Source organism: Hamadaea tsunoensis DSM 44101, from assembly GCF_000428945.1.
Lineage (GTDB): Bacteria > Actinomycetota > Actinomycetes > Mycobacteriales > Micromonosporaceae > Hamadaea > Hamadaea tsunoensis.
The window spans coordinates 216,271-237,595 of record NZ_AUAX01000008.1 but is presented as its reverse complement, the minus strand read 5'-3'; the positions used below and the strand labels follow the sequence as shown (position 1 = coordinate 237,595).

Annotated in this window: 18 protein-coding genes; 9 read left to right on the top strand and 9 right to left on the bottom strand. The window is 71.0% G+C overall.

Features of this window, described 5'->3' with window-relative positions:
• Nucleotides 1-80 precede the first annotated feature (80 nt).
• Entirely contained in the window at nt 81-1,973 is a 1,893-nt protein-coding gene (locus G401_RS0117250) for a glycoside hydrolase family 6 protein (protein WP_084557283.1), read from the bottom strand.
• A gap of 169 nt (nt 1,974-2,142) precedes the next feature.
• Nucleotides 2,143-2,784 carry a TetR family transcriptional regulator gene (locus G401_RS0117245; protein WP_027343494.1) on the bottom strand — a complete coding sequence of 214 codons (642 nt, stop codon included), beginning with the start codon at nt 2,782-2,784 and terminating at the stop codon, nt 2,143-2,145.
• A gap of 54 nt (nt 2,785-2,838) precedes the next feature.
• Here G401_RS0117245 and G401_RS0117240 point away from each other — a divergent pair, with 54 nt between their 5' ends.
• Nucleotides 2,839-3,669 carry an alpha/beta fold hydrolase gene (locus tag G401_RS0117240; RefSeq protein WP_027343493.1) on the top strand — a complete coding sequence of 277 codons (831 nt, stop codon included), beginning with the start codon at nt 2,839-2,841 and terminating at the stop codon, nt 3,667-3,669.
• 21 nt (nt 3,670-3,690) lie between these two features.
• Nucleotides 3,691-4,353, top strand: a complete 663-nt coding sequence (locus G401_RS0117235) for a hypothetical protein (RefSeq protein WP_157545813.1) — start codon at nt 3,691-3,693, stop codon at nt 4,351-4,353.
• A 9-nt stretch (nt 4,354-4,362) separates the two neighbouring features.
• Here the strand turns inward: G401_RS0117235 and G401_RS0117230 are convergent, their stop codons facing one another.
• Both G401_RS0117230 and G401_RS52835 read right to left on the bottom strand, forming a co-directional pair.
• Entirely contained in the window at nt 4,363-5,094 is a 732-nt protein-coding gene (locus G401_RS0117230; RefSeq protein ID WP_027343491.1) for an HNH endonuclease, read from the bottom strand.
• The gene (locus tag G401_RS52835) at nt 5,091-5,831 is read right to left on the bottom strand and encodes an AAA family ATPase (RefSeq protein ID WP_027343490.1); all 741 of its coding nucleotides are present in this window, start codon (nt 5,829-5,831) and stop codon (nt 5,091-5,093) included. Before G401_RS52835 ends, G401_RS0117230 begins: the two co-directional genes overlap by 4 nt.
• Nucleotides 5,832-6,293: 462 nt before the next feature.
• Here G401_RS52835 and G401_RS52830 point away from each other — a divergent pair, with 462 nt between their 5' ends.
• Together G401_RS52830 and G401_RS0117215 are read left to right on the top strand one after the other, a co-directional pair.
• Entirely contained in the window at nt 6,294-7,214 is a 921-nt protein-coding gene (locus G401_RS52830) for a GNAT family N-acetyltransferase (protein WP_169734201.1), read from the top strand.
• Between the two features lie 115 nt (nt 7,215-7,329).
• Nucleotides 7,330-8,715: an aminotransferase-like domain-containing protein gene (locus tag G401_RS0117215; RefSeq protein ID WP_027343489.1), complete on the top strand. Its 1,386-nt coding sequence runs from the start codon at nt 7,330-7,332 to the stop codon at nt 8,713-8,715.
• Between the two features lie 149 nt (nt 8,716-8,864).
• On the opposite strand, the gene G401_RS0117210 is transcribed toward G401_RS0117215, so the two are convergent.
• The 4 genes from G401_RS0117210 to G401_RS0117195 form a co-directional block, all read right to left on the bottom strand.
• Nucleotides 8,865-9,290, bottom strand: a complete 426-nt coding sequence (locus G401_RS0117210; RefSeq protein WP_027343488.1) for a hypothetical protein — start codon at nt 9,288-9,290, stop codon at nt 8,865-8,867.
• A 35-nt stretch (nt 9,291-9,325) separates the two neighbouring features.
• The gene (glgB, locus tag G401_RS46315) at nt 9,326-11,167 is read right to left on the bottom strand and encodes a 1,4-alpha-glucan branching protein GlgB (protein ID WP_051366753.1); all 1,842 of its coding nucleotides are present in this window, start codon (nt 11,165-11,167) and stop codon (nt 9,326-9,328) included.
• The gene (locus tag G401_RS0117200) at nt 11,164-12,456 is read right to left on the bottom strand and encodes a glycosyltransferase family 4 protein (protein WP_084557280.1); all 1,293 of its coding nucleotides are present in this window, start codon (nt 12,454-12,456) and stop codon (nt 11,164-11,166) included. The genes glgB and G401_RS0117200 overlap by 4 nt, the downstream gene beginning before the upstream one ends.
• A gap of 475 nt (nt 12,457-12,931) precedes the next feature.
• Nucleotides 12,932-14,749 (bottom strand): amylo-alpha-1,6-glucosidase, encoded by a 1,818-nt coding sequence (locus G401_RS0117195; protein ID WP_034592027.1) that lies wholly within the window; start codon nt 14,747-14,749, stop codon nt 12,932-12,934.
• Between the two features lie 108 nt (nt 14,750-14,857).
• Here G401_RS0117195 and G401_RS0117190 point away from each other — a divergent pair, with 108 nt between their 5' ends.
• Nucleotides 14,858-15,097 carry a hypothetical protein gene (locus tag G401_RS0117190; protein ID WP_027343485.1) on the top strand — a complete coding sequence of 80 codons (240 nt, stop codon included), beginning with the start codon at nt 14,858-14,860 and terminating at the stop codon, nt 15,095-15,097.
• Nucleotides 15,098-15,168: 71 nt separating this feature from the next.
• Here the strand turns inward: G401_RS0117190 and G401_RS0117185 are convergent, their stop codons facing one another.
• Nucleotides 15,169-15,753: a hypothetical protein gene (locus G401_RS0117185; protein ID WP_027343484.1), complete on the bottom strand. Its 585-nt coding sequence runs from the start codon at nt 15,751-15,753 to the stop codon at nt 15,169-15,171.
• 142 nt (nt 15,754-15,895) lie between these two features.
• On the opposite strand from G401_RS0117185, the gene G401_RS0117180 reads away from it, so the two are divergent.
• The 4 genes from G401_RS0117180 to G401_RS0117165 all read left to right on the top strand — a co-directional run bounded on the left by G401_RS0117180 (nt 15,896) and on the right by G401_RS0117165 (nt 21,323).
• Nucleotides 15,896-18,541, top strand: coding sequence for an MGH1-like glycoside hydrolase domain-containing protein (locus tag G401_RS0117180; RefSeq protein WP_034591924.1), 2,646 nt, complete (start codon nt 15,896-15,898; stop codon nt 18,539-18,541).
• Between the two features lie 52 nt (nt 18,542-18,593).
• Nucleotides 18,594-19,184, top strand: a complete 591-nt coding sequence (locus G401_RS0117175) for a GNAT family N-acetyltransferase (protein ID WP_027343482.1) — start codon at nt 18,594-18,596, stop codon at nt 19,182-19,184.
• Nucleotides 19,185-19,194: 10 nt separating this feature from the next.
• Nucleotides 19,195-19,617 carry a VOC family protein gene (locus G401_RS0117170; protein ID WP_027343481.1) on the top strand — a complete coding sequence of 141 codons (423 nt, stop codon included), beginning with the start codon at nt 19,195-19,197 and terminating at the stop codon, nt 19,615-19,617.
• Nucleotides 19,618-19,799: 182 nt separating this feature from the next.
• Nucleotides 19,800-21,323, top strand: a complete 1,524-nt coding sequence (locus G401_RS0117165; protein WP_027343480.1) for an ArnT family glycosyltransferase — start codon at nt 19,800-19,802, stop codon at nt 21,321-21,323.
• The last annotated feature ends 2 nt before the right edge of the window (nt 21,324-21,325 follow it).

The following is a 21,325-nucleotide window of genomic DNA, read 5'->3' as shown; positions in this document are numbered from 1 at the left end:
GATCGGGGTGTGGACGGCCGCCGAATGTGGAAAGCGGCCCCGGGAACCCCGGGGCCGCTTCCTGCCTTACCCGTTCTCCCTTACGAGAGCGGCGGGTACGCGTTCGCCATCAGCTGCTGGAACTGGGCCGAGAACCAGGCACCCGAGATGGGGGCGTTGGGCAGCGAGCCGGTCAGGCTGTTGCCGTTGCGGTCGTTGCCGGTGTAGGTCGGGTCGCACATGCGGTCGAAGCCCTTGCCCTGGTCGTTGGAGATCAGGCTGCTGGAGCCGTCCGACTCGCCCGGCGGCTTGATCCACACGTACGCGTCGATGCCCGTGGCCGGGTTCGCCCGCGGCCGCTCGCCGAGGCCCGCGCCGGCCTGGTTGCACCAGTTGCCGGCGTGGATGCGGCGGTCGATCCGGGACTCGGTGACGAACGTGTCCACGTTGGTGGACGTGCTCGCGGCCGTCGGCCGGGTGGTCTGGATCGACTGGCAGGGGCTGACGACACAGTTGCCCCAGCCGTTGCGCGAGGTGTCGATCAGCATGCCGATGTTCGAGGAGAAGCCCTCGGACACCAGCTTCGTGCGGAACGCCTGGGCGAACGAGAGCTCGTCCACGTAGTCGTTCCAGTCAACCCACTTCGACTGCCGGACGGTCGTCCCGTTGACCGAGGTGGTCGCCGAGAAGTACGGCTCCTGCAGGGCGGAGTAGTTGGCCGTGTTGACGATGAAGCCGTCGACACTCGCGTACCCGGCGGTGGTGCCGCGGGCGGTCGAGGCGAGCAGGTCGGCGGTCGGGCCGAAGTTGGAGCTCCAGCCGATCCAGCCGTGGTGCGCCGCGTCGATGTAGGTGTAGACGTTCGGGATCGCGTGCAGCTTGTTCAGGGCGTACTGGATGCCCTGGACGTACGCGCCCGACGACTGCGCCTCGGCGCAGGCGGCGATGCCGGTGTTGGTCACGAGGTTCGGCAGCGAGTCGATCTCGATGACCGTCACGATGCGCAGGTTCGCGTACGCCGACTGGGACATGAGCGCTGCGATCGGGTCGATGTACAGCGTCTTGTACTTGTTGATGCCGTCGTTCGCGACCGTGAGCTCACCGTTCGACGCGAGTGCCGAGCAGTCGCGGTTGGGCAGGTCGTAGATCACGAACTGGATCGTCAGCGGGGTGCTGCCGTTGGCGGCGTCCTGCGTGACGGCCGCGTCCAGGTGCGCCTTGAGGCCCATCGAGGTGCTGCTGCCCGCGATGGCGGCGATCCGGTCGAGCCAGACACCCGTGGAGTTGTTCGCGACGCGGCTTCCACCGGTCTCGGCCTGGGCGTGCGCCTTCCACTCCGGGTTGACGTAGCCGGTGGCGCCCACGTACGGGTTGTCCACGTGGGTTCCGGGCGGCGGGGGAGAGGTGCTGACGCTGGGCGACGGGCTGGCGCTGGCACTGCGGCTCGCGCTGGCCGACGGGCTGGCGCTCGCGCTACGGCTCGCGCTGGCCGACGGGCTCGCCGAGGCGCTCTTGCTCGCGCTCGGGCTGGTCGTCACGCCGCCGGTGCAGACGACACCGTTCAGCGTGAAGCTGGTCGGGACCGGGTTGCTGCTGGTCCAGAGGCCGTTGAAGCCGATCGACGTCGACGCGTTGGTGGCGAGGGCCTTGTTCCAGTCGAGGCTCGCAGCGTTGACGTGCTGGCCGGACTGGGTCCACGTGGCGCTCCAGCCCTGCTGCACGGCCTGGCCGGCCGCCGGGAAGTCGAACCCGAGGTTCCAGCCGTTGGTGATCGCGTCACCGAGGTTGGTGATCGTGACGTTGGCGGTGAAACCGCCCGGCCACGAGTTCTGGTTGTTGTAGGTCACGGAACAGCCGGCGGCGGCGCTGGCCGAGGTGGCCATGGCGACGACACCGGCTGAGCTCAGCGCGATCACGCTGGCCACGACCACTGCGCGGCGAACGGGAGAGCGCAGGGCTTGCCGGACCTTTCCGCGGAGGGGGACTGATCTCATGTGGACACTCCTAGGGCGTTGTTCCGCCACCGCACCCTGTGGCACCTGGGCGGCGGCGGATCAGGAAGTGACCGTCATCATGGCATGGGAACGCTCCCATAGCAACAGTGGTGTAACTTCATCGAAACGATAGTCACCATTGTCCTAGGTGCGCGGCCTTCGGCCGTGATCAATGCCGTGGCGCGAGAGCGGCCGCGAGGCCGGTGGCGAGGAAGGCGTACGCGCGGGTCGCGGCCGCCACCGCCGCCGGGTACCGGTCGTCGGCGGTGATGCCGTCGGTGAGGGCCTGCCGGTTCTCGTCGGCGAGCGCCCGCTGCACGGCGAAGATCTGGTACGCCGCCACCCGTCCCACCCCGGCGTCCGGCTGGATCTCGTCCAGCGCGGCGGCCAGCGCCCGTTCCGCGTCGAGCTGGTAGAGCAGCAGCCGGGCCTGCAGTGACGGGGTCGCGAGCACCATGGCGACGAAGGCCAGGACCTGCGGCCGGTCGTCGAGCCCGGTGATCGGGTCGCGCCGGGCGAGCGCGTCGAGGAAGTGCTCGCGCAGTGCGGTCAGCGGATCCTGGCCCGGGGGCCGGCCGGCCACCACCCGTGCGTTCTCGTCCTGGTGGTCGGCGAACGAGCCGACGATCAGGTCCTCCTTGCTCGGGAAGTACTTGAACAGCGTGCGCTTGGACACCTCGGCCGCGGCCGCGATCTCGTTGACGCCGACCGCGTCGAAGCCGGAGCGCAGGAACAGATCCGTTGCCGCGTCCTGAATCGCCTGCTGGGTACGCCGCCGCTGCCGCTCCCGGAGTCCGACCTCGTCCACCATCCGGCTAGAGTACACCGGGTTGAAAAGTATACCGAGTTTACCTAAGCTGGCGGCATGAAACATTCACAGCACGAGATCGAGTCGGCCGACGGTACGCGTATCGGCATGCGTGTCTACGGCGAGACCGGACCCGGCATCGTGGCCCTGCACGGCGGGATGAAGAGCGCCCGGGACTTCGACCGGCTGGCCACCGAGCTCGCCGCCGACTTCCGTGTCTACGTGCCCGACCGCCGGGGCCGGGGGATGAGCGGGCCGCACGGCGACGGCTACGGCATGCACAAGGAGGTGCAGGACGTCTCGGCGATCCTCGCGGCGACCGGCGCCCGGCTCGGGTTCGGGCTCAGCTCCGGCGCCCTGGTCCTGCTGCGTACGGCGCTGGCGGACGCCGGTGCCCTGGACCGGATCGCGCTCTACGAGCCGCCGCTGCAGATCGCCGGCGGGATCCCCGTCGACTTCATGGCCCGCTACGAGCGCGAAATCGACGAAGGCCGCAACGCCGCCGCGCTCATCACCGTCCTGAGAGGACTGGAGGCCGACCCGTTGTTCACCCGGCTGCCCCGGGCCGTGCTGACGCCGATGATCGCCGTGGGACTGCGGCTGGACAAGACCATCGGGGAGCTGGTCCCCACCGAGCGCTACGACTTCCAGCTCATCCGCGAGATGGCCGACACCCAGGCCGAGTACGCCGGTCTGACTCCGCGCGTACTGCTCCTCGACGGCACGAAGAGCCCGCATTTCCTGCGCGAGCCGCTCGACACGCTGCAACGGGTGCTGCCGGCGGCGGACCGGGTCAGCTTCGACGGGCTGACCCACGAGGGGCCCGAGGACGACGGCGGCCCGCTGCTGGTCGCGCGTACGCTCCGAGGGTTCTTCACCGCGCCCTGAGGAGCCGGATAGAGTTCGACGGTGACGATTGGTACGCCGCCCGTGGCGCCGAAGAAGCGCGATCCGCTGCCGTTCATCATCGCGGGGGGCGTCGTCGCCGTTCTGCTGAGCGTCTGCTGCATCGGCGGCGGGATCTTCGTCATCCAGCGGCAGAACGACAAGGACCAGGGCGACGTGCCGTCGCCGCGGCCGAGCGCGACCGGGCCCGGCGGGCTGCAGCCCTCGGCCGCGCCGACCGGCGAGGTCTCCTCGGAGGAGCCGTTGAGCGGGGCCGCGTGCCTGGTCGGCACCTGGCGGGAGACCTCGCACACCGGTTCGGCGACGATCAACGGGGTCGACGTCCAGCTGAAGACCAGCGGTCGCATCCAGAGGTTCACCGCCGACGGCAAGATCACTTTGGACATGGGGCCGACCGGCAGCACCCAGACCGGCAAGGCGAACGGCGACACCTACACGGTGATCAACAAAGGCAAGATCACCTGGAGCTACCGTACCGAGCCGGGGATCATCTTCTACGCCGATCCGAAGGGGTCCGGCACCACCACCTGGAAGCGCAACGGGCATCAGATCGACTCGGAGCCGCTGCGGGGCTCGGTCGGGCCGGAGTACTTCGCCTGCAACGGCGACAAGCTCGTCGAGAACACCCAGGACTACGCGATCGAGTTGACCCGCGTCCTCGGATAGGCGGGCCGCTCAGGCCAGCAGGCGGCGGCGCAGCGCACTCGACCGCAGCAACCGCAGGATCTCCGGGGCGAGCACGTCGGCCGCCCCGGGCCGGTCCACCGTCCGCAGCATCGCCTGGCACACGTCGGCGAACGGCTGCTCGCGTACGGTCACGATCATCTCGTCGGCCAGTTCGGGGTCGCCGAGGGTCCGGGCCCGGTCCCACATCCGCAGCGCCCGCTCGACCGCGGTCCGCGCCGCGAGCCGCCCGCGCGTCAGCACCGGCCGGTTCAGCCCGCACACCTCGATCGTCGCCGCGCCGCGGTCGCTCAACGGGGCGTACGCGCCGACGGTCAGCGACAGCCGGATGTGGTCGAACGGATCCTCGGCCGTCGGATCGACCAGCAGCGGCGTACCGTCGGCGGCGAGCGGATAGCGGTCCCGCTTGTAGTGGCTGTTGCAGATCGAGCAGGCCAGCAGATGATTGAGCCAGTCGAAGGTACGCAAAGGGTTGCGCGACAACGGCTCGAAATGGTCCACATCGGACCCCTGGTTGTCGCCGCAGTACATGCAGCGCTCCAGGCCCGGCGCCATCTCGGCCAGCCGGGCGCGGATGACCGCGCGCAGCGTCCGGTCGCCGCTCCACATCTTGCGGGCCGCGGCGGATCGTCGCTGGTGGGGGATTCCGGCGATCTCTCCGGTATGGGTGGTCATGCGGGTGGTCGCGTCGGCCGGCAGGGCCAGCCGCTGCAACCTGATCATCCGGTCCCGCCCGGTCGACCGCCCCGCGACGCCGCCCGCTGCCGCAGCCGCGCCTTCACCTCTTCGGCCCGCGCCGACGGCGAACTGGTCAGCAGGGCCTGCAGGTCGCGGAATCGCTCGCGCTGGATGCCGTCCGCCGTGCCGTCGAGCACGGCCATCTCCAGGCGTACGAGCTCCTCGCGCAGTTCGCGGGCGGGAACGGAGTAGGGCGACGCCAGGCCGAACAGATCCGACAGGGCGGCGTCGTCCCCGCTGCCGTACGCCGCCCGCGCCCAGAGATCGTCGTCGGCCACGTAGGCCGGATCCAGCCGGACGATCACATCCGCCGCCTGGCAGACGTAGGGGCTGTGCGTACTCACGATGAACTGCACGGCGGGGAAGCGGGCGGTGAGCAGGAAGCCGACCTCCTGCTGCGCGGAGAGGTGCAGATGCGCCTCGACCTCGTCGATGAGCACGAGCCCGGCGGGCTCCGCGGCCAGCCGGCGGGCGATGTCGTCGGACAGTGCCGCGAGGCGGTCGAGGCCCGACAGGTGCCGGTCGTCGCGGTAGAACAGCGCGGGACCACCGCCGCCGGCCAGTTCCACATCGGCCGCGCCGGCCGCGATGTTCTCCAGCAGCACGCTCTTGCCGGCGCCGTTCGGCCCGACGATCGCGACCCAGCCCGCCGGAACGCCGCCCGGCCCGGTCAGGTCCAGCCAGCGGCCGGTGCCCGGCGGGCGGATGCGTGCCGCGTACATGATGGAGAGCGTATCGGGGGACATCAAGATCTTTTCAGGCACCTTCGAGATCCCACTGCCGGCACAGTGGGGCGACGCATCGTTCACCGTCGCCCGGCGCCGACTCGCGACCCTTTGCCGGCCGAGTTCACCATGACCAAAGGCTGAACCGCCCTCGCTGCCGATGATGCGGCCGTCGATAGTTCGCTCCGAGCTCTGTCGCGAGTGTCCGACATGCATATCGGACAGTCACGACAAAGGGCCGGGCGGGGTTGGGTTGGAGCAGTGACCGAACAGCGGTGGATGATGCGTCGCCCCGCTCACCTGGCAGTGGAGTCCCCGGAGCGAAGCGAGGGGGCGGAGCGGTCTCCCGCGGGAGGAGCGGAGGTGAGGTCGACGAACCCGGGACATAATGATCTTAAAAGGATCTTGAACTTGATTGACGGATCTTGGGATTGGCCGCCGACTTGTATCGTTCAGCGCATGGCTGAAGTGAGGACGCGCGCGGCCACCGCCGCCGAAGTCGACCAGTGGCAGGACCTGTGGCAGCGGCGGATCGAGGCGATGCTGGCGCCGTGGGATCAGGACGCGCGGATGGAGCAGCGGTTGCGCCGGCGGGCCGACGCGGTGGACGCTCCCGTGCTGCGGCTCCTGGTCGACGGCGAGCCGGTCGGTTTTCTCGCGTTGTGCCAGGGCGAGGACATGGGTACGCCCGAGGCGCGGCTCGACGACGTCCACGTGGACGAGGGTCACCGGCGGCAGGGCATCGGGCGGGCGGCGGTCGGGCTGGCCGAGGAGTGGGCGCACGAGCGCGGGCTGCCGCTGTCGATGTCGGTCAACGGTGGTGATCCTGTGCATCAGGCGCTCTTCGCCGCCTATCCGGTACGCGCCCAGCGCATGATCAAGAGCCTGACGGAGGTTCCGGCGCTGGCCGACGGCCTGGTCTCCCGCCCGATGACCGACGAGGAATACCAGGGCTGGTACGCACAGGAGGTCGACGGGTACGCGGAGTCGTTCGTGCTCAACGGGCTGATGACGCCGGAGGCCGCCCAGGCGCATTCCGAGAAGCAGTTCCACGAGCTGCTGCCGGAGGGTACGCGTACCGAGGGGCAGTCGATCTGGACCATCGCCGACGGGGACACCGCGGTCGGCTCGATCTGGCTGAAGCACGCGTACTCGCCCGGGACGGCGTGGGTGTTCGGGGTCGAGGTGAAGGAGAGCGCGCGGGGCAAGGGCTACGGCCGGGCGGCGATGCTGGCCGGCGAGCAGCGCACGATCGAGGGCGGCGACCGGCGCCTCGCGCTGAACGTCTTCGGCCACAACGAGGTCGCCCGGCGCCTCTACGAGCGGCTCGGCTACACCACTCTCGACCAGTCGCGCTCCGAGGACCCGCTCCCGGCGTGACTCCCGCCGCCCCGACCGTTCCCGCCCGGGACCGCCGAAAGGCGAGGGGCACCCCACGGGCGCGTCGCGTACCGGATGATGGACGGTCGGGACGGTCTCCAGGCGGGAGCGACAGGTGTTGCAGCTGATCACGGAGGCGGTGACCGACCGCGGCGCGCACGGCATCGCCGCCGCGGTCAGCCGCCTGATCCACAGCGGCGATCTGCCGGCCGGGACGCGGCTGCCCACGGTCCGCAGCATCGCGCGCGAACTGGGCGTCAGCCCCACGACGGTGAGCGAGGCGTGGACGTCGCTGAGCCGCGCCGGCCTGATCTCGACCCACGGCCGGTCCGGCACGGTCGTGCTCGCCGGCGACCGGTTGCGGGCACGGCTGCGCTACACCCGGATCTCACCGGGGCTGACCTCGCTGCCGACCGACCTGTCGACCGGCGTACCCGACCACGATCTGCTGCCGGATCTCGCGGAGACGCTGCGCCGGCTCGGCGACGGCACCAAGGTCCGCACGACCAGCTACCTCGACGATCCGGTGCTGCCCGTGCTGGAGACCCTGCTGCGGGAGCGCTGGCCGTCGCCGCCCGAGCAGGTCACCGTGCTGGACGGGGCGCTCGACGCGATCGACCGGATCGTGCGGTCGTGCGTACGCTTCGGCGATCGCGTACTGGTCGAGAACCCGTCGTTCCCGCCGATCCTGGACCTGCTGGAGGCCGTCGGCGCGACGCCGGTCGGCCTGCCGCTCGACAAGCAGGGCATCCAGCCCGCCGCGCTGGCGGAGGCGCTGGACCTGCGGCCCGTGATGCTGATCCTGCAGCCGCGCGCCCAGAACCCGACCGGCGTCAGCATGACCGCGACCCGCGTACGGGACCTGGCCTCGGTCCTTGACGGCCATCCCGCGGTGGTCGTCGTCGAGGACGATCACGCCGCCGAGATCACCAGCGCGCCGCCGGTCTCCCTCGGCACCCACCTGCCCGGCCGGACGCTGCGCGTCCACAGCTTCGCCAAGAGCCTCGGCCCCGATCTGCGGCTCGCCGCCGTCGGCGGTCCCACCGCGCTGCTGGCCCCGGTCATCGACCGGCGCATGCTCGGCCCCGGCTGGTCCAGCCGCCTGCTGCAGCACGTCCTGCTCGACCTGCTCACCGCGCCGTCCACCGCGCTCCTTCTCGAAGAAGCCCGCTCCGAGTACGCGCGGCGGCGCCTGGCGCTGCTCGCGGCCCTGGCCCAGGAGGGGGCGGCCGCCACCGCCGACGACGGCATCAACCTCTGGCTCACCGTGGCGGACCAGCACGCGGCCATGGTCAGCCTGGCGGCCCACGGGATCTCGGTGGCCCCCGGCGACCCGTTCGAGGTGACGCCGCTCGCGACCGACCACGTCCGCGTCACCGTCGGCCTGGTCCGCGACGGGTTCGCCGAGCTGGCGCGGGTGCTCGCGGAGGCGGCGCGGGCCGGCGCGTCGGCCCGTCCGTCAGCCCGGCGGGGCCGGGCCCGCCCCCGCGCGACCCGCTGACCGCGCCTGTCCCGCCGTCCCGCCCGTCCCGCCGTCCCGCCGTCTCGCCCGTCCCGCCCGCAAGATCCCGTTTGGATCAGGGAAATCACCCGAATCTTGGGCCATGATCACGTGCGAAACCCTGATCCAAACGGGATCTTGCGGGCCGGTCAGGTGCCCTGGGCGGTGCCGGAGACGGTGCCGTCCTGGGTGCCGTTCTGCCCGGTCCCGTTCTGGCCGGTGCCGTTCTGGCCGCCGGGGAAGCCGGGGAAGCCGCCGCCGGTCTGGCCGCCGAAGCCGCCGCCGTTCTGGCCGAAGCCGGGGAACTCTCCGTTGGTCACGCCGGCGGGGCCGCCGTTCACGCCGCCGTTCACGCCGTTGCCGTCCGTACCCTGGGTGGCTGAGGAGGTGGCGAAACCGGCGCCGAAGGCGACCGCCAGCCCCGCCACTCCGACCGCCACTTTCACCCAGAACGGCCGGCGGGGCGCGGTCCGCGGGGCCGGATCCTCGCCCAGGTTCGGGCTCTGGGCCGGATCCGTGTCCGCCCGCGGCGTCTGCAGCGATGCGATGTCGCCATAGGGATCGGTAGTAGTCATACCGGCGACGATATGATCCACTTGTCCGAATGGTGTCAGTGCCGCCTGTGAGCTGCCTGAACCAGCCAGACGACGGCGTACGCGCCGAGGCAGACGGTCGCCTCGCCGTCGGGGGCCGCCCGGACGCTGCCGAGGTTGCCCAGGCCGGACCCGCCATAGTGGACGGAGTCGGTGTTGACGACCTCGGTCCACGGGCCGGCCGCGGGCAGCCACAGCCGGTAGTCCGGGTGCGGGCAGCCGGAGAAGCTGGCCACGCAGACGATCCGCGAGCCGTCCGGTCCGCGCCGGGCGAACGCGACGACGTTGGCGTACGCGTCCGAGCGCAGGAACTCCCAGCCGCTCGGGGTGCCGTCGAGCTCCCAGAGTTCGGGGGAGTCCCGGTAGACGCGGTTGAGGTCGCCGACCAGCCGCCGCAGGCCGCCGCTGAGCGGGTCGCCGAGGACCGCCCAGTCGAGCCCCCACTGCTCGCTCCACTCGTGTTCGACGCCGATCTCGCCGCCCATGAAGAGCAGTTTCTTGCCCGGGAACGCCCACATGTACGCGAGCAGCCCGCGCAGCCCCGCCATCCGCTGCCACCGGTCGCCGGGCAGCTTGGCGGCCAGCGACCGTTTCCCGTGGACCACCTCGTCGTGGCTGAGCGGGAGCAGGAACTGCTCGTCGAAGGCGTACAGGCCGGGCAGGGTGAGCTCGTCGTGGTGGTCCCCGCGCCACAGCGGATCGTTGACCGCGTACGCGAGGGTGTCGTGCATCCAGCCCATGTTCCACTTCAGGCCGAAGCCGAGGCCGCCCCAGTCGACCGGGCGCGAGACGCCGGGCCAGGCGGTGGACTCCTCGGCGATCATCGCGACACCGGGGTGATCGGTGTAGATCGCGCTGTTGAGCTGCTTGAGGAACTCGACGGCCTCGAGGTGGGTGTTGCCGCCGTAGATGTTCGGCACCCACTGGCCCGGTTGCCGGGAGTAGTCCAGGTAGAGCATCGAGGCGACCGCGTCGACCCGCAGCCCGTCGGCGTGGAACTCGGCGCACCAGTAGCGGGCGTTGGCGACGAGGAAGTTGCGCACCTCGTTGCGCCCGTAGTCGAAGACGAGGCTGCCCCAGTCCGGATGCTCGCCCCGGCGCGGGTCGGCGTACTCGTAGAGCGGCGCGCCGTCGAACCGGGCCAGCGCCCAGTCGTCCTTCGGGAAGTGCGCCGGCACCCAGTCCAGGATCACGCCGATCCCGGCCTGGTGGAACCGGTCGACGAGGAAGCGGAAGTCGTCGGGCGTACCGAGCCGGGCGTCGGGGGCGTAGAAGCCGGTGACCTGGTAGCCCCAGCTCGGTCCGAACGGGTGGGCCATCACCGGCATGAACTCGACGTGCGTGAAGCCCAGCTCGGCCACGTACTCGACCAGGTCGTCGGCCAGTTCCCGGTAGGACAGTCCCGGCCGCCACGAGCCGAGGTGCACCTCGTAGATGCTCATCGGCTGCCGGTGGTGGTCGCCGGCGCGCCCCTTCATCCAGGCGTCGTCGCCCCACTGGTAGTCGCTCGACCAGATCTCCGACGCCGTGTCCGGCGGTGTCTGGGCGCGCTGCGCCATCGGGTCGGCCCGGTCGGTCCACGAACCGTCGACGCCGTGGATCTTGTACTTGTAGCGCTGGCCGATGCCGGCACCGGGCACGTGGCCGAACCAGACCCCGCTCGTGCCCAGCGGTTCGAGCCGGGTGCCGTCGCCCTCGCCCCAGCCCGAGAAGTCGCCGAGTACGCGTACCTCGCGGGCCTGCGGCGCCCAGACCGCGAAGTCGCAGCCCCCGCCGGCGGGATGCGCGCCGAGGACGTGCCACAGCTGTTCGTGCCGCCCCTGTGCGAGCAGGTGCAGGTCGAGGTCGGACGGCCTCATGCGTACAGCAGATTGCCGGAGGGAACCGTGAGCTGCGCGAGCCCGGTGCGGACGCCGACCCGCACGGACCTGCCGCTCGCCCGGTACGCGGCCGCGGTGCGCGCGGCGATGCCCCGCCACCCGTAGCGTTGCGGGAGCAGGCCGCGGGCGTGCTCGGCCATCCGGCGGGCGGTGGGCTGATCGGCGAGCAGGCGGCCGACGGCGCAGGCGAGCGCGTCGGTGTCGCCGTGCGGGAACGTCAGGCCGCTGACGCCGGGCTCGACGATCTCGGCGAGCCCGCCGGTGGCCGCGACGGCGAGTGGCGCGCCCGCGGCGGCGGCCTCCAGGGCGACCATGCCGAACGGCTCGTAGAGGCTCGGTACGACGGTGGCGTCGGTGGCGCCGAAGACCGCCGGCAGCTCGCGTTCGCTGAGGAAGCCGGTGAACACGACGGTCGCGCCGAGGTGCAGCTTCGCGGCCTGTTCCTGCAGCTCACCCCGGTACGGCCCGTCGCCGGAGATGACGACGCGCAGTCCGGGGTGTTCTTGGCGCAACCGGGGGACCGCCTCCACGAGGTGCTGTACGCCCTTCTCGTAGACCAGCCGCCCGGCGAACCCGACCAGCGGGCCCTTGCCGGCCAGCCGCCGCCGGGCCTGGGCGATCTTGTCCGGCGGCGCGTACCAGGCCCGGTCGTCGACGCCGTTGGGGATGACCTCGATCCGGTCGTCGGCGGGCGACCAGAGCTTGGAGATCTCCCACTTCATGTACTCCGAGCAGCACAGGACGCGGTCGGCCTCCTGGGTCAGCCACCACTCCACGGAGTGGATGCACTTGTTCATCTCCTCCGGCAGCCAGCCCTGGTGGCGGCCGGCCTCCGTCGCGTGGATCGTCGCCACCAGCGGTACGCCCAGGTGCTCCTTCAAGGTCACCGCGGTGTGCGTGACGAGCCAGTCGTGCGCGTGGATGACGTCGTAGGGCTCGTCGCCCTCGGCGGCCTTGAGGGCGGCCCGGGTCAGCGTGTGGTTGAACGCCATCGTCCAAGCCAGCAGCGACGGGGTCGCCAGCGGGAAGGTGACCGGATCCTCGGGCGCGCGGACGATGCGTACGCCCTCGGCGATCTCGGTCAGCGGCGAGCCGGGCGCGTGCCGGGTGACCACTGTGACGTCGTGGCCGATGGCGGCGAGCGAGGTCGCGAGGGCGTGGACGTGCCGGCCCAGTCCACCCACGACGAGGGGCGGATACTCCCAGGACAGCATCAGGATGCGCAGGCTCGACTGGTCTCCGGGCGCCACCGGCGGCAGCGGAGGCATCGCCGCGAACCGGGGTTCCTGGAAGGTCGGTGTCAACGACGCGGCCGTCGCTGTCAACGACGGCGGTGGAGGGGAGGTGGACAAAACAATCGACATTCCGGCCCCCGGTCTGCTCGACCCCGCGCGGCGACGCGCCGGTCACCCCAGCAGGTGCCGGCCATATCAACGGGGTAGTTCCCATCCTTGCGGATGCACTGCTATCTGCGACGACGTTCTGGTTTCCGACTTGTAACGTTCATCTTGCCTGTCCGCTTCGCGGCATTTCTACGAGGGTGCCATGTCGCCCGCTTTTCCGGTCGCCATTCCCCGATCCTGCCCTCCGCCGACCCCCTTCTTTCTGACGATCTTGCGCGAATGTTCGGGCCTATCCGGCAAAGTGGACGGATTTCGAGACATTCGCGCAAGATCGTCGAGGGGTGGCCCCGCGCGGCGGGCGGCGCGGCCCGGCGCGGTTCGGCGCGGCGGGAGCGGGGGGTCAGGTGAGCGACTCCGTGATCCGCAGCAGCTCCGCGACCGACCAGGCCTGGAACGGGCAGCCCGTCCCCTCGTGGGGCGCGTCGCCGTTCGCCGTCTCGCTGACCGACCCGAGCCCGTACTCGCCGAGGTGCGCGTGCAGGCCGTCGAGCAGGGCGCGGTCGAGCGTCCCGCCGGCCGCGTCCCAGAGCGGCCCGATCAGCCACGGCCACACCGTCCCCTGGTGGTACGCGGCGTCCCGCACGGCGGGCGGCCCGCTGTGCGTACCGGTGTAGGCGGGGTCGCCCGGGGCCAGGCTGCGCAGCCCGACCGGGGTGAGCAGGGCCGACGCCACCCGGGCCGCGGCCGCCGGGTCCGGGCGCAGCGGCGCGAACGGCAGCGACCACGCGAGCAGCTGGTTGGGCCGCAGCGACGGGTCGGCCTCCCCGGCCGGCGTGATCACGTCGTAGAGCAGCCCGTCCGGCCGCGTGAACACCTTGCCGAAGGACTCCCGGGCCCGCTCGTGCAGGGCGGCGTACTCGTCGGGCCAGCGGTCGGCCAGGCCGCCCAGGGCGTTGACCCACAGCGCGTTGATGTCGACCGCCTTGCCGGCCCGCTGGGTCACCGGCCGCCCGTCCACCCGGGCGTCCATCCAGGTCAGGGCCTGCCCGTCGGCGCCCTGGCTCAGCAGCCCGTCGGACGGGTCGGCGGCGATGCCGAACCGCGTACCGCGCAGGTGGGCGTCCACCACGGACTTGATCTGGCTGCGCAGGTGCTCCGGCAGGTCCGGGTCCCCGGCGATCCGCGCGTGCCGGTCCACCGCGTGCAGGAACCACAGCGTCGCGTCGGCGGTGTTGTACTCGGTCTGCCCGCCGTCCGCCGTGTTGCCGATCATGCCCTCGGACAGCGTCCCGGCGTAGTGCGACAGCAGCGCCCGGCCCTCGGCGTACCGGCCCGTGGTCAGGAAGAGGCCGTGGTAGGAGATCATCGTGTCGCGGCCCCACGCGCCGAACCACGGGTACCCCGCGACCACGTCCGGCCCCGCGATCACGAACTGGTCGGCGGCCCGCCGCAGCCCGGTCAGCTTCCGGGCGCGCGTCGCGGCCACGATCGCCGTCGCGGGCGGCGGCTGCGTGCCCAGGTCACCCGTCGCCGTCACCTCCAGGACGTCATCGAGTACGCCGTGGAAGCTCCCGGCCAGCCACAGGTCCTCGGAGTCCGGCAGGCCGCGCTCGGCCTCGACGCGGTAGCGCACGCCGCGGTACCACTCGCCGGCGGGCGTCCAGTCCGGTCCGCGCAACCGGTACGCGCCGTCGACCACGGCCCCGTCCGCACTGGACTCCACGACGGGTGCCGGTCCGGCGGCGGTCCGTTCGCCGTGCGCGTCCCGCCAGGTGCACAGCGCTTCGAGGCGCAGGGTGACGGGCGGCCCGGCGATGCGGCGGTGCACGATCGCGACGCAGGGCGTACCCGGCGTCATCGCGATCTCCCGTTCGATGACGACGTCCCCGATCTGCCACCGCCAGCGGGGTACGCCGTCCGTCAGGTCGAACCGGGCGAGCAGGGTGTGCCCCCGGGGCTCGATCGCGCCGCCGGCCCACTCGTGGACGCCGAGGCGTACCTCCGCGCCGGAGGGGAGCACGACGACCGCGTCGAGCGCGGCGAGTCCGAGATGGCGGCGGGCGGCCGGCCGGCCGGACACGATCAGCAGACCGTGATACCGGCGTGTACGCAGCCCGCTGACCGTTCCGGTGGCGTAGCCTCCGAGACCGTCGGCGATCAGCCACTCCCGGTTGCCGCCCTGTACGAGGTCCCCGCAGATCTGGGTGCCGAATGACATCTCCACGCGGGTGATTATCCCGCGATCCGGTTTGCGAAACGGACGTTCCACGAGACAGTAGAGCGAGAGCCGCACAAACCCGCCCACACCGGCGGGGGAGGAGCTGCCATGGGAACCGCGCTGACCATCGTGGCCATCGTTGTCGGGGTACCCGTCGCCGGGTCGTTGCTGATGTTCGGCGGCGTCCTCGGCGGGCGGGCCGCGATGCGTACCGCGATCGCCGAGGGGCGTGCCCGCCCGTCGTGCCCGAACAGCGACTGCCCGTTCCGTGCCGAATCGGCAATCCCGGTCCAGCGCACGATGACGGAGCAGGTCGCCGAACCGACCCGGTCCGCACGCGAGGACTGAGCCGCTCCGGTGATCAGCCGGCCGCCGGGAAGCGGTCGGCGAAGGCGTCGTTCACCGGCGGCCGCGTCACGTCAGCCGGCCGCCGCGTACTTGTCGGCGAAAGCGTCCGGTCCGGGCTCCGCCTTCCGCTGGAGCATGGGGTTGAGTCTGATCAGGTCCTCGATGAAGGCCGGGTGCGCGTGGTCGACGACGACGCGATCGCCCGGCCCCAGGCGGGGATACTCGGGCAGGGCCCAGCGGCGGATGGCCGTGACGGTGCTCAGGACGACGATGAGGATCACCAGCACCGAGGCGGCGAGGATGTCCACGGCCAGGATCCGGTCCGACGTCCCGAGCAGGATGCTGTCGAGACCGCAGCTCATGGCGAACCACAGCGCGACGGCGACGCCCAGCAGCTTCTGCGGGACGACCGCGAGGACGCTCACGATCTGGAAGAGCACCCGGTTGCCCCGCAGCACGGGAATCAGCACGCGCCGCGAGCTGAACCAGCGCCATTCCGGATACGGGCGGACGCTCAGCCAGACCATGTCCGGCGAACCTTCCGCGATGGAGACCGGCGGCTTGACCAGGTCCTGGTCGTAGAGCCAGGGCCAGGAGACGGTCACGTGCCCGTCCGTCTGCGGTCTGAGCCCGATCGGAGCGTCCTCAGCAGCCATTTCTTCCTCCCCGTACGAGATGCCGAGGCCACAACTTAGTGATCGAACCGGCGGGGCGGTAGCGGCCGTCCGTTGTGAACTCTGTGAAAAACATGCGGCGTTGATTCGGCGTTCAGCGGTCGGACAGGGCAGGATCATCCCGATGGGTGCTGAACGGGAGAGGCTGCGCGAGGCGGATGCCGGCGCGGCCGCGTGGCGTGGCTGGGGTCCGTATCTGTCCGAACGCGCCTGGGGCACGGTCCGTGAGGACTACAGCGAACACGGTGAGGCCTGGGACTACTTCCCGCACGACCACGCCCGGTCGCGGACCTACCGGTGGAGCGAGGACGGCCTGGCCGGCGTCAGCGACGAGCACCAGGTCTTCTGCTTCGCGTTCGCGTTCTGGAACGGCGCGGACAACATCCTCAAGGAGCGGATCTTCGGTCTCGGCGGGCCTGAGGGCAACCACGGCGAGGACGCCAAGGACTACTGGTGGTACCTCGACTCCACCCCGACCCACTCGTACATGCGCTGGCGCTACCACTACCCGCAGGCCCGCTTCCCCTACGAGCAGATCGCCCAGGAGAACCGCGAGCGTACGCGGGAGGACACCGAGTTCGAGCTGATCGACACCGGCGTCTTCGACGAGGGCAAGTTCTGGGCGATCGAGGTCACGTACGCGAAGGCCGGCCCGACCGACTACTGCGTGGAGATCGTCGCGGCCAACCGGGGCGAGGACGAGGCGACCCTGCACATCCTGCCGACGATGTGGTTCCGCAACACGTGGTCGTGGGGCCAGCCCGGCCGCGACGCCCAGCCCGTCCTGCGGGGCACCGCCGAGGGCGGCCGGCTCGAAGGACGCCACCAGACGCTCGGCCAGATCGTGCTGGAGGCCGCGCCGGGGCCGGACGGCGTACCGCCGCCGGCGCTGGTCTGCGACAACGAGACCAATGCCCGGCGGTTGTGGAACCTGGCCGGGCGCTCGGCGTACCCGAAGGACGGGATCGGCGAGCATCTGATCAACGGCCACGACTCGGTGAACCCCGAACTGACCGGCACCAAGGCCGCCCTGCACTACGCCGTCACCGTGCCCGGCCGCGGCGAGGTACGCCTGAAGCTGCGCCTCGCGTTGACGGCGCCGCCCCCGGTCGAGGCGCCCGCGCCCCGGCTGGACCTGGGCGGGGAGCACGACCGGACGATGGCCGCGCGCAGGGCCGAGGCCGACGAGTTCTTCGCCGAGCTGATCCCGCCCGGTACGCCGCCCGCCGAGGCCGAGGTCGTCCGCCAGGGCGTCGCCGGTCTCATGTGGTCGAAGCAGTTCTACCACTTCGACGTGCAGCAGTGGCTGAGCGGCGATCCGGCGTCGGCGCCGTTGAAGCCGGAGCGCCGCAAGGGCCGCAACAGCGCCTGGCGGCACATGAACTGCTTCGACGTGATCTCGATGCCGGACCCCTGGGAATACCCCTGGTACGCCGCATGGGACCTGGCCTTCCAAGCGATCGCCATCGCGCATGTGGACCCCGGGTTCGCCAAGAGCCAGATCCTGCTGCTGATGCGGGAGTGGTACCAGCACCCCAACGGGCAGATCCCGGCGTACGAGTGGGCGTTCGGGGACGTCAACCCGCCCGTGCAGGCGTGGGCGGCGCTGCGCGTCTTCCAGCTCGACGGCGGCCGGGACTTCGAGTTCCTCAAGCGCGTCATGCACAAGCTGATGATCAACTTCACCTGGTGGGTCAACCGCAAGGACGTCGACGGCAACAACGTCTTCGAGGGCGGCTTCCTCGGGCTGGACAACATCGGCCCGTTCGACCGCAACGACGCCCTGCCGACCGCCGGGAAGCTGGAGCAGTCCGACGGCACCGGCTGGATGGCCACCTACGCGCTCAACATGCTGGAGATGGCGACCATCCTGGCCCTGCACGACCGCGCGTTCGAGGACATCGCGACCAAGTTCTTCGAGCATTTCGCGTACATCGCGGCGGCCGCGGCCAAGCTGTGGGACGACGAGGACGGCTTCTTCTACGACGCGCTGCACCTGCCGGACGGCAGCCGCCTGCCGTTACGGGCCCGCTCGGCGGTCGGCCTGATCCCGCTGTGCGCGACGACGACGATCGGCACGGTCATCCTCGGCCGGCTGCCGGAGCTGACCAACCGGATCCGCTGGTTCCTGCAGAACCGCCCCCAGTACGCCGACGTCGTCGGGGCCCGCCGGATCGCCCAGGGCGGCCAGCAGATGCGCCTGCTCAGCGTGGTCGACCCCGACCGGCTGCTGCGGATCCTGCGCCGGCTGCTGGACACCGACGAGTTCCTGTCGCCGTACGGCGTACGCAGCCTGTCGAAGGCGCACGCCGACAAGCCGCTGCAGATCGAGCTGGGCGGGCAGAAGTTCACCCTGGACTACGAGCCGGCCGAGTCGACGAGCGGCACGTTCGGCGGCAACTCCAACTGGCGGGGCCCGGTCTGGATGCCGGTCAACTTCCTCATGATCGGCGCCCTGCGCGAGTTCGCCGAGTTCTTCGGTGACGACCTGCGCGTCGAGTACCCGTCGCGGTCGGGCACGAAGCTGAGCCTGAACGCGGTCGCCGACGACCTCTGCGACCGGCTGATCGCGCTGTTCGTGCCGGACGCGCACGGCCGGCGGCCGATCTACGGGATCGCGGAGCTGTTCCAGACCGATCCGGACTGGAAAGATCTGATCATCTTCCCGGAGTACTTCCACGGCGACAACGGGGCCGCGCTCGGCGCCTGGCACCAGACCGGATGGACGGGACTCATCGTCGACATCATCATCTCCCGCCACAAACGATGACGCCGGGCCACGTTCATTGGGCGGCGGGCCCGTCTCGGCCTACTATCGGTCGGTGCTCAGGCCCGCGTACCCGATTTATACGGCTCGGCTGACGCTGCGGCCGTGGACGGCGGACGACTTCGACGACCTGTACGCCGTCCAGTCGCACCCGGACGTGCCGCGGTACCTGTACTGGTCGGTACGGGACGCCGCCGAGGTCCGCGAGGACCTCAAGATCAAGTCGACGCTGTCGGCGATCAGCGAGGTCGGCGACACGCTCTCCCTGGCGGTGGTCTACCGGGAGGCCGAGCGGGTCGTCGGCAGCGTGAGCCTGCACTGGCTGAGCCGTGAGGACGGCGGCGGCGAGGTCGGCTACGTCTTCCACCCCGACTTCGGCGGCCGCGGCCTGGCCACGGAGGCGGCCTCGGCCGTGCTCCGGCTGGCGTTCACCGCCCCGATCGACGGCGGCCTCGGCCTGCACCGGGTGATCGGCCGGATCGACGCCCGCAACACCGCCTCGGCGCGGGTGCTGGAGCGGTTGGGCATGCGCCGCGAGGCCCACTTCGTCGAGAATGAGTACGTCAAGGGCGAGTGGACCGACGAGGTGGTCTACGCCATCCTCCGCCGTGAGTGGGCGGCCCGCCGAGCCCAGCCGCGGATCTAAGGAGAAGACCATGGCGCTCGGACGTGTCGCCCAGATCCACATCTCGGTCACCGACCTCGACCGGGCGGTGGCCTTCTACCGCGACATCCTGGAACTGCCGCTGCTCTTCGTCGTCCCCGGCCACAGCGACACGGCGCCCGGCGCGGACCTGGAGGCGCCCCGCTCTGCGAGCCGGCCGGGCGGCATGGCCTTCTTCCAGGCCGGCGACGTCCGCCTCTACCTCGGCGTCCCCGAGGCGCCGGAGTTCCGGTCGCACACCGTCGTCTACTACGAAGTGGCCGACATCGACGCCGAGTACGCGCGCCTGATCACGCTCGGCGTCGCGTTCCTCGACGAGCCGCACGTCGTGCACCGCGACGAGGCGGGCGAGCTCTGGATGGCGTTCCTCAGCGACCCCGACGGCCACCACATAGCCATCACCCAGCAAAAATAGGGCACCGTTAACCAAGATCAAGATCAAGATCATTTCGTGATACGCGTTGCGGTGTGCTCGGGTTCGGAGGACGGCTCGGTTTCGGGAGTGCCCGGCTCGCGGCGGCGGTGTTGCCGGTCGGGTGGTGGAGTGCGTCCGAAATCGATCTGGCGAGAGTGGACGGTGCGCGCCACACTGTCCGGGTGACTCAGCCCACGGGGGACCGCGCGCCGCGCCCGTTCGCGTACCGGCCGGTCGGCCTGATCGCCACGGTGGCGGCGGTCGTGATGTTCGTCTTCAGCAGCCGTTACGGTTTCCACCGCGACGAGCTCTACTACATCGTGGCCGGGGGGCACCCGGCCTTCGGCTACGACGACCAGCCGCCGCTCGTGCCGCTGTGGGCCGGGCTGAGCCATCTGATCGCCGGTTCCTGGCCGGACGTGCTGCAGCTGATGCTGCTGCGGCTGCCGTCCGATCTCGCCGTCGCCGGGGTGGTCCTGCTCGGGGGCGCGTTCGCCGCGCTCATGGGCGGCGAGCGCCGGGCGCAGATCATCGCCGCCGTCACCATGGCCATCGCGCCGGTCGTGATGATCTCCGGCCACCTGCTGTCCACCACGATCTTCGACATTCTCGCGTGGTCCGGGTTCGCGTACGTGGTGGTCTGGTGGGTGGTCACCCGCATCGACCGGCACCTGTTGTGGCTCGGCCCGATCGCCGGAGTCGCCCTCCAGGTCAAGACGCTCCTGCTCGTGTACGCGCTGGCGCTCGTCCTCGGATTGCTCATCTGCGGTCCCCGGGGGGTTCTGATCCGCTGGCAGCTCTGGGTCTCGGCCGGGGTCGCCGCCGTGATCTGGGCGCCCAACGTGTGGTGGCAGGCGGCCCACGGCTGGCCGCAGGTCGAGATGACGGCCGTGATCCGGTCCGACGGCGACTTCGGCGGGCGTGTCGGCATCCTGCCGTCCCAGTTCCTGATGATCGGTCCGGTCGCCGCGCTGGTGCTCATCGCCGGCCTGTGGCGGGTTCTTCGCGTCCGGGACGCGCGACCGTTCAGGTTCCTCGGCTGGGCGTACATCCTGGTGGTCGTGATCGTCATCGCCACCGGCGGCCGTGAGTACTACCCGTCGGGTGCGTTCACGGCGCTGGTGGGGGCCGGCGGCATCGCGGTGGACGGCTGGATCTCGCGCGGCGCCGAGGCCGTCCGCCTGAGCACGGTACGCACGATCGCGGTGATCTCGGCCGCGATGACCGCGATCCTCGGCCTGCCGGTGTACCCGGTGGCGTGGCTGCACGCGACGCCGGAGGCGGCGGTGAACTACGACGCGGGCGAGACGGCGACCTGGCCGAGCTTCACCGCGCAGGTGGCCGCGGTGTACCAGGGGCTCGGGCCGGGCGTGGCGGACACGGCGGTGATCATCGCGGGCAACTACGGCGAGGCCGGAGCGCTGGAGCACTACGGCGCGAAGTACCACCTGCCGCCGGTCTACTCCGGACATCTGGCGTTCTGGCGCTGGGGCCCGCCGCCGGACAGCCGCACCGGGCCGGTGATCATCGTGTCGGAGAGCGACCTGGCCGCGGACCTGGCGACGTCGTGCGGGAGCTGGACGCTGGCCGGGCGCATCGACAACGGCGTGGATCTCGACAACGACGAGCAGGGTGCGCGGATCTACGTCTGCCGCGATCCACGCCGGTCCTGGTCCCAGGCTTGGCCCGGCCTGTACCGCATGTGAGA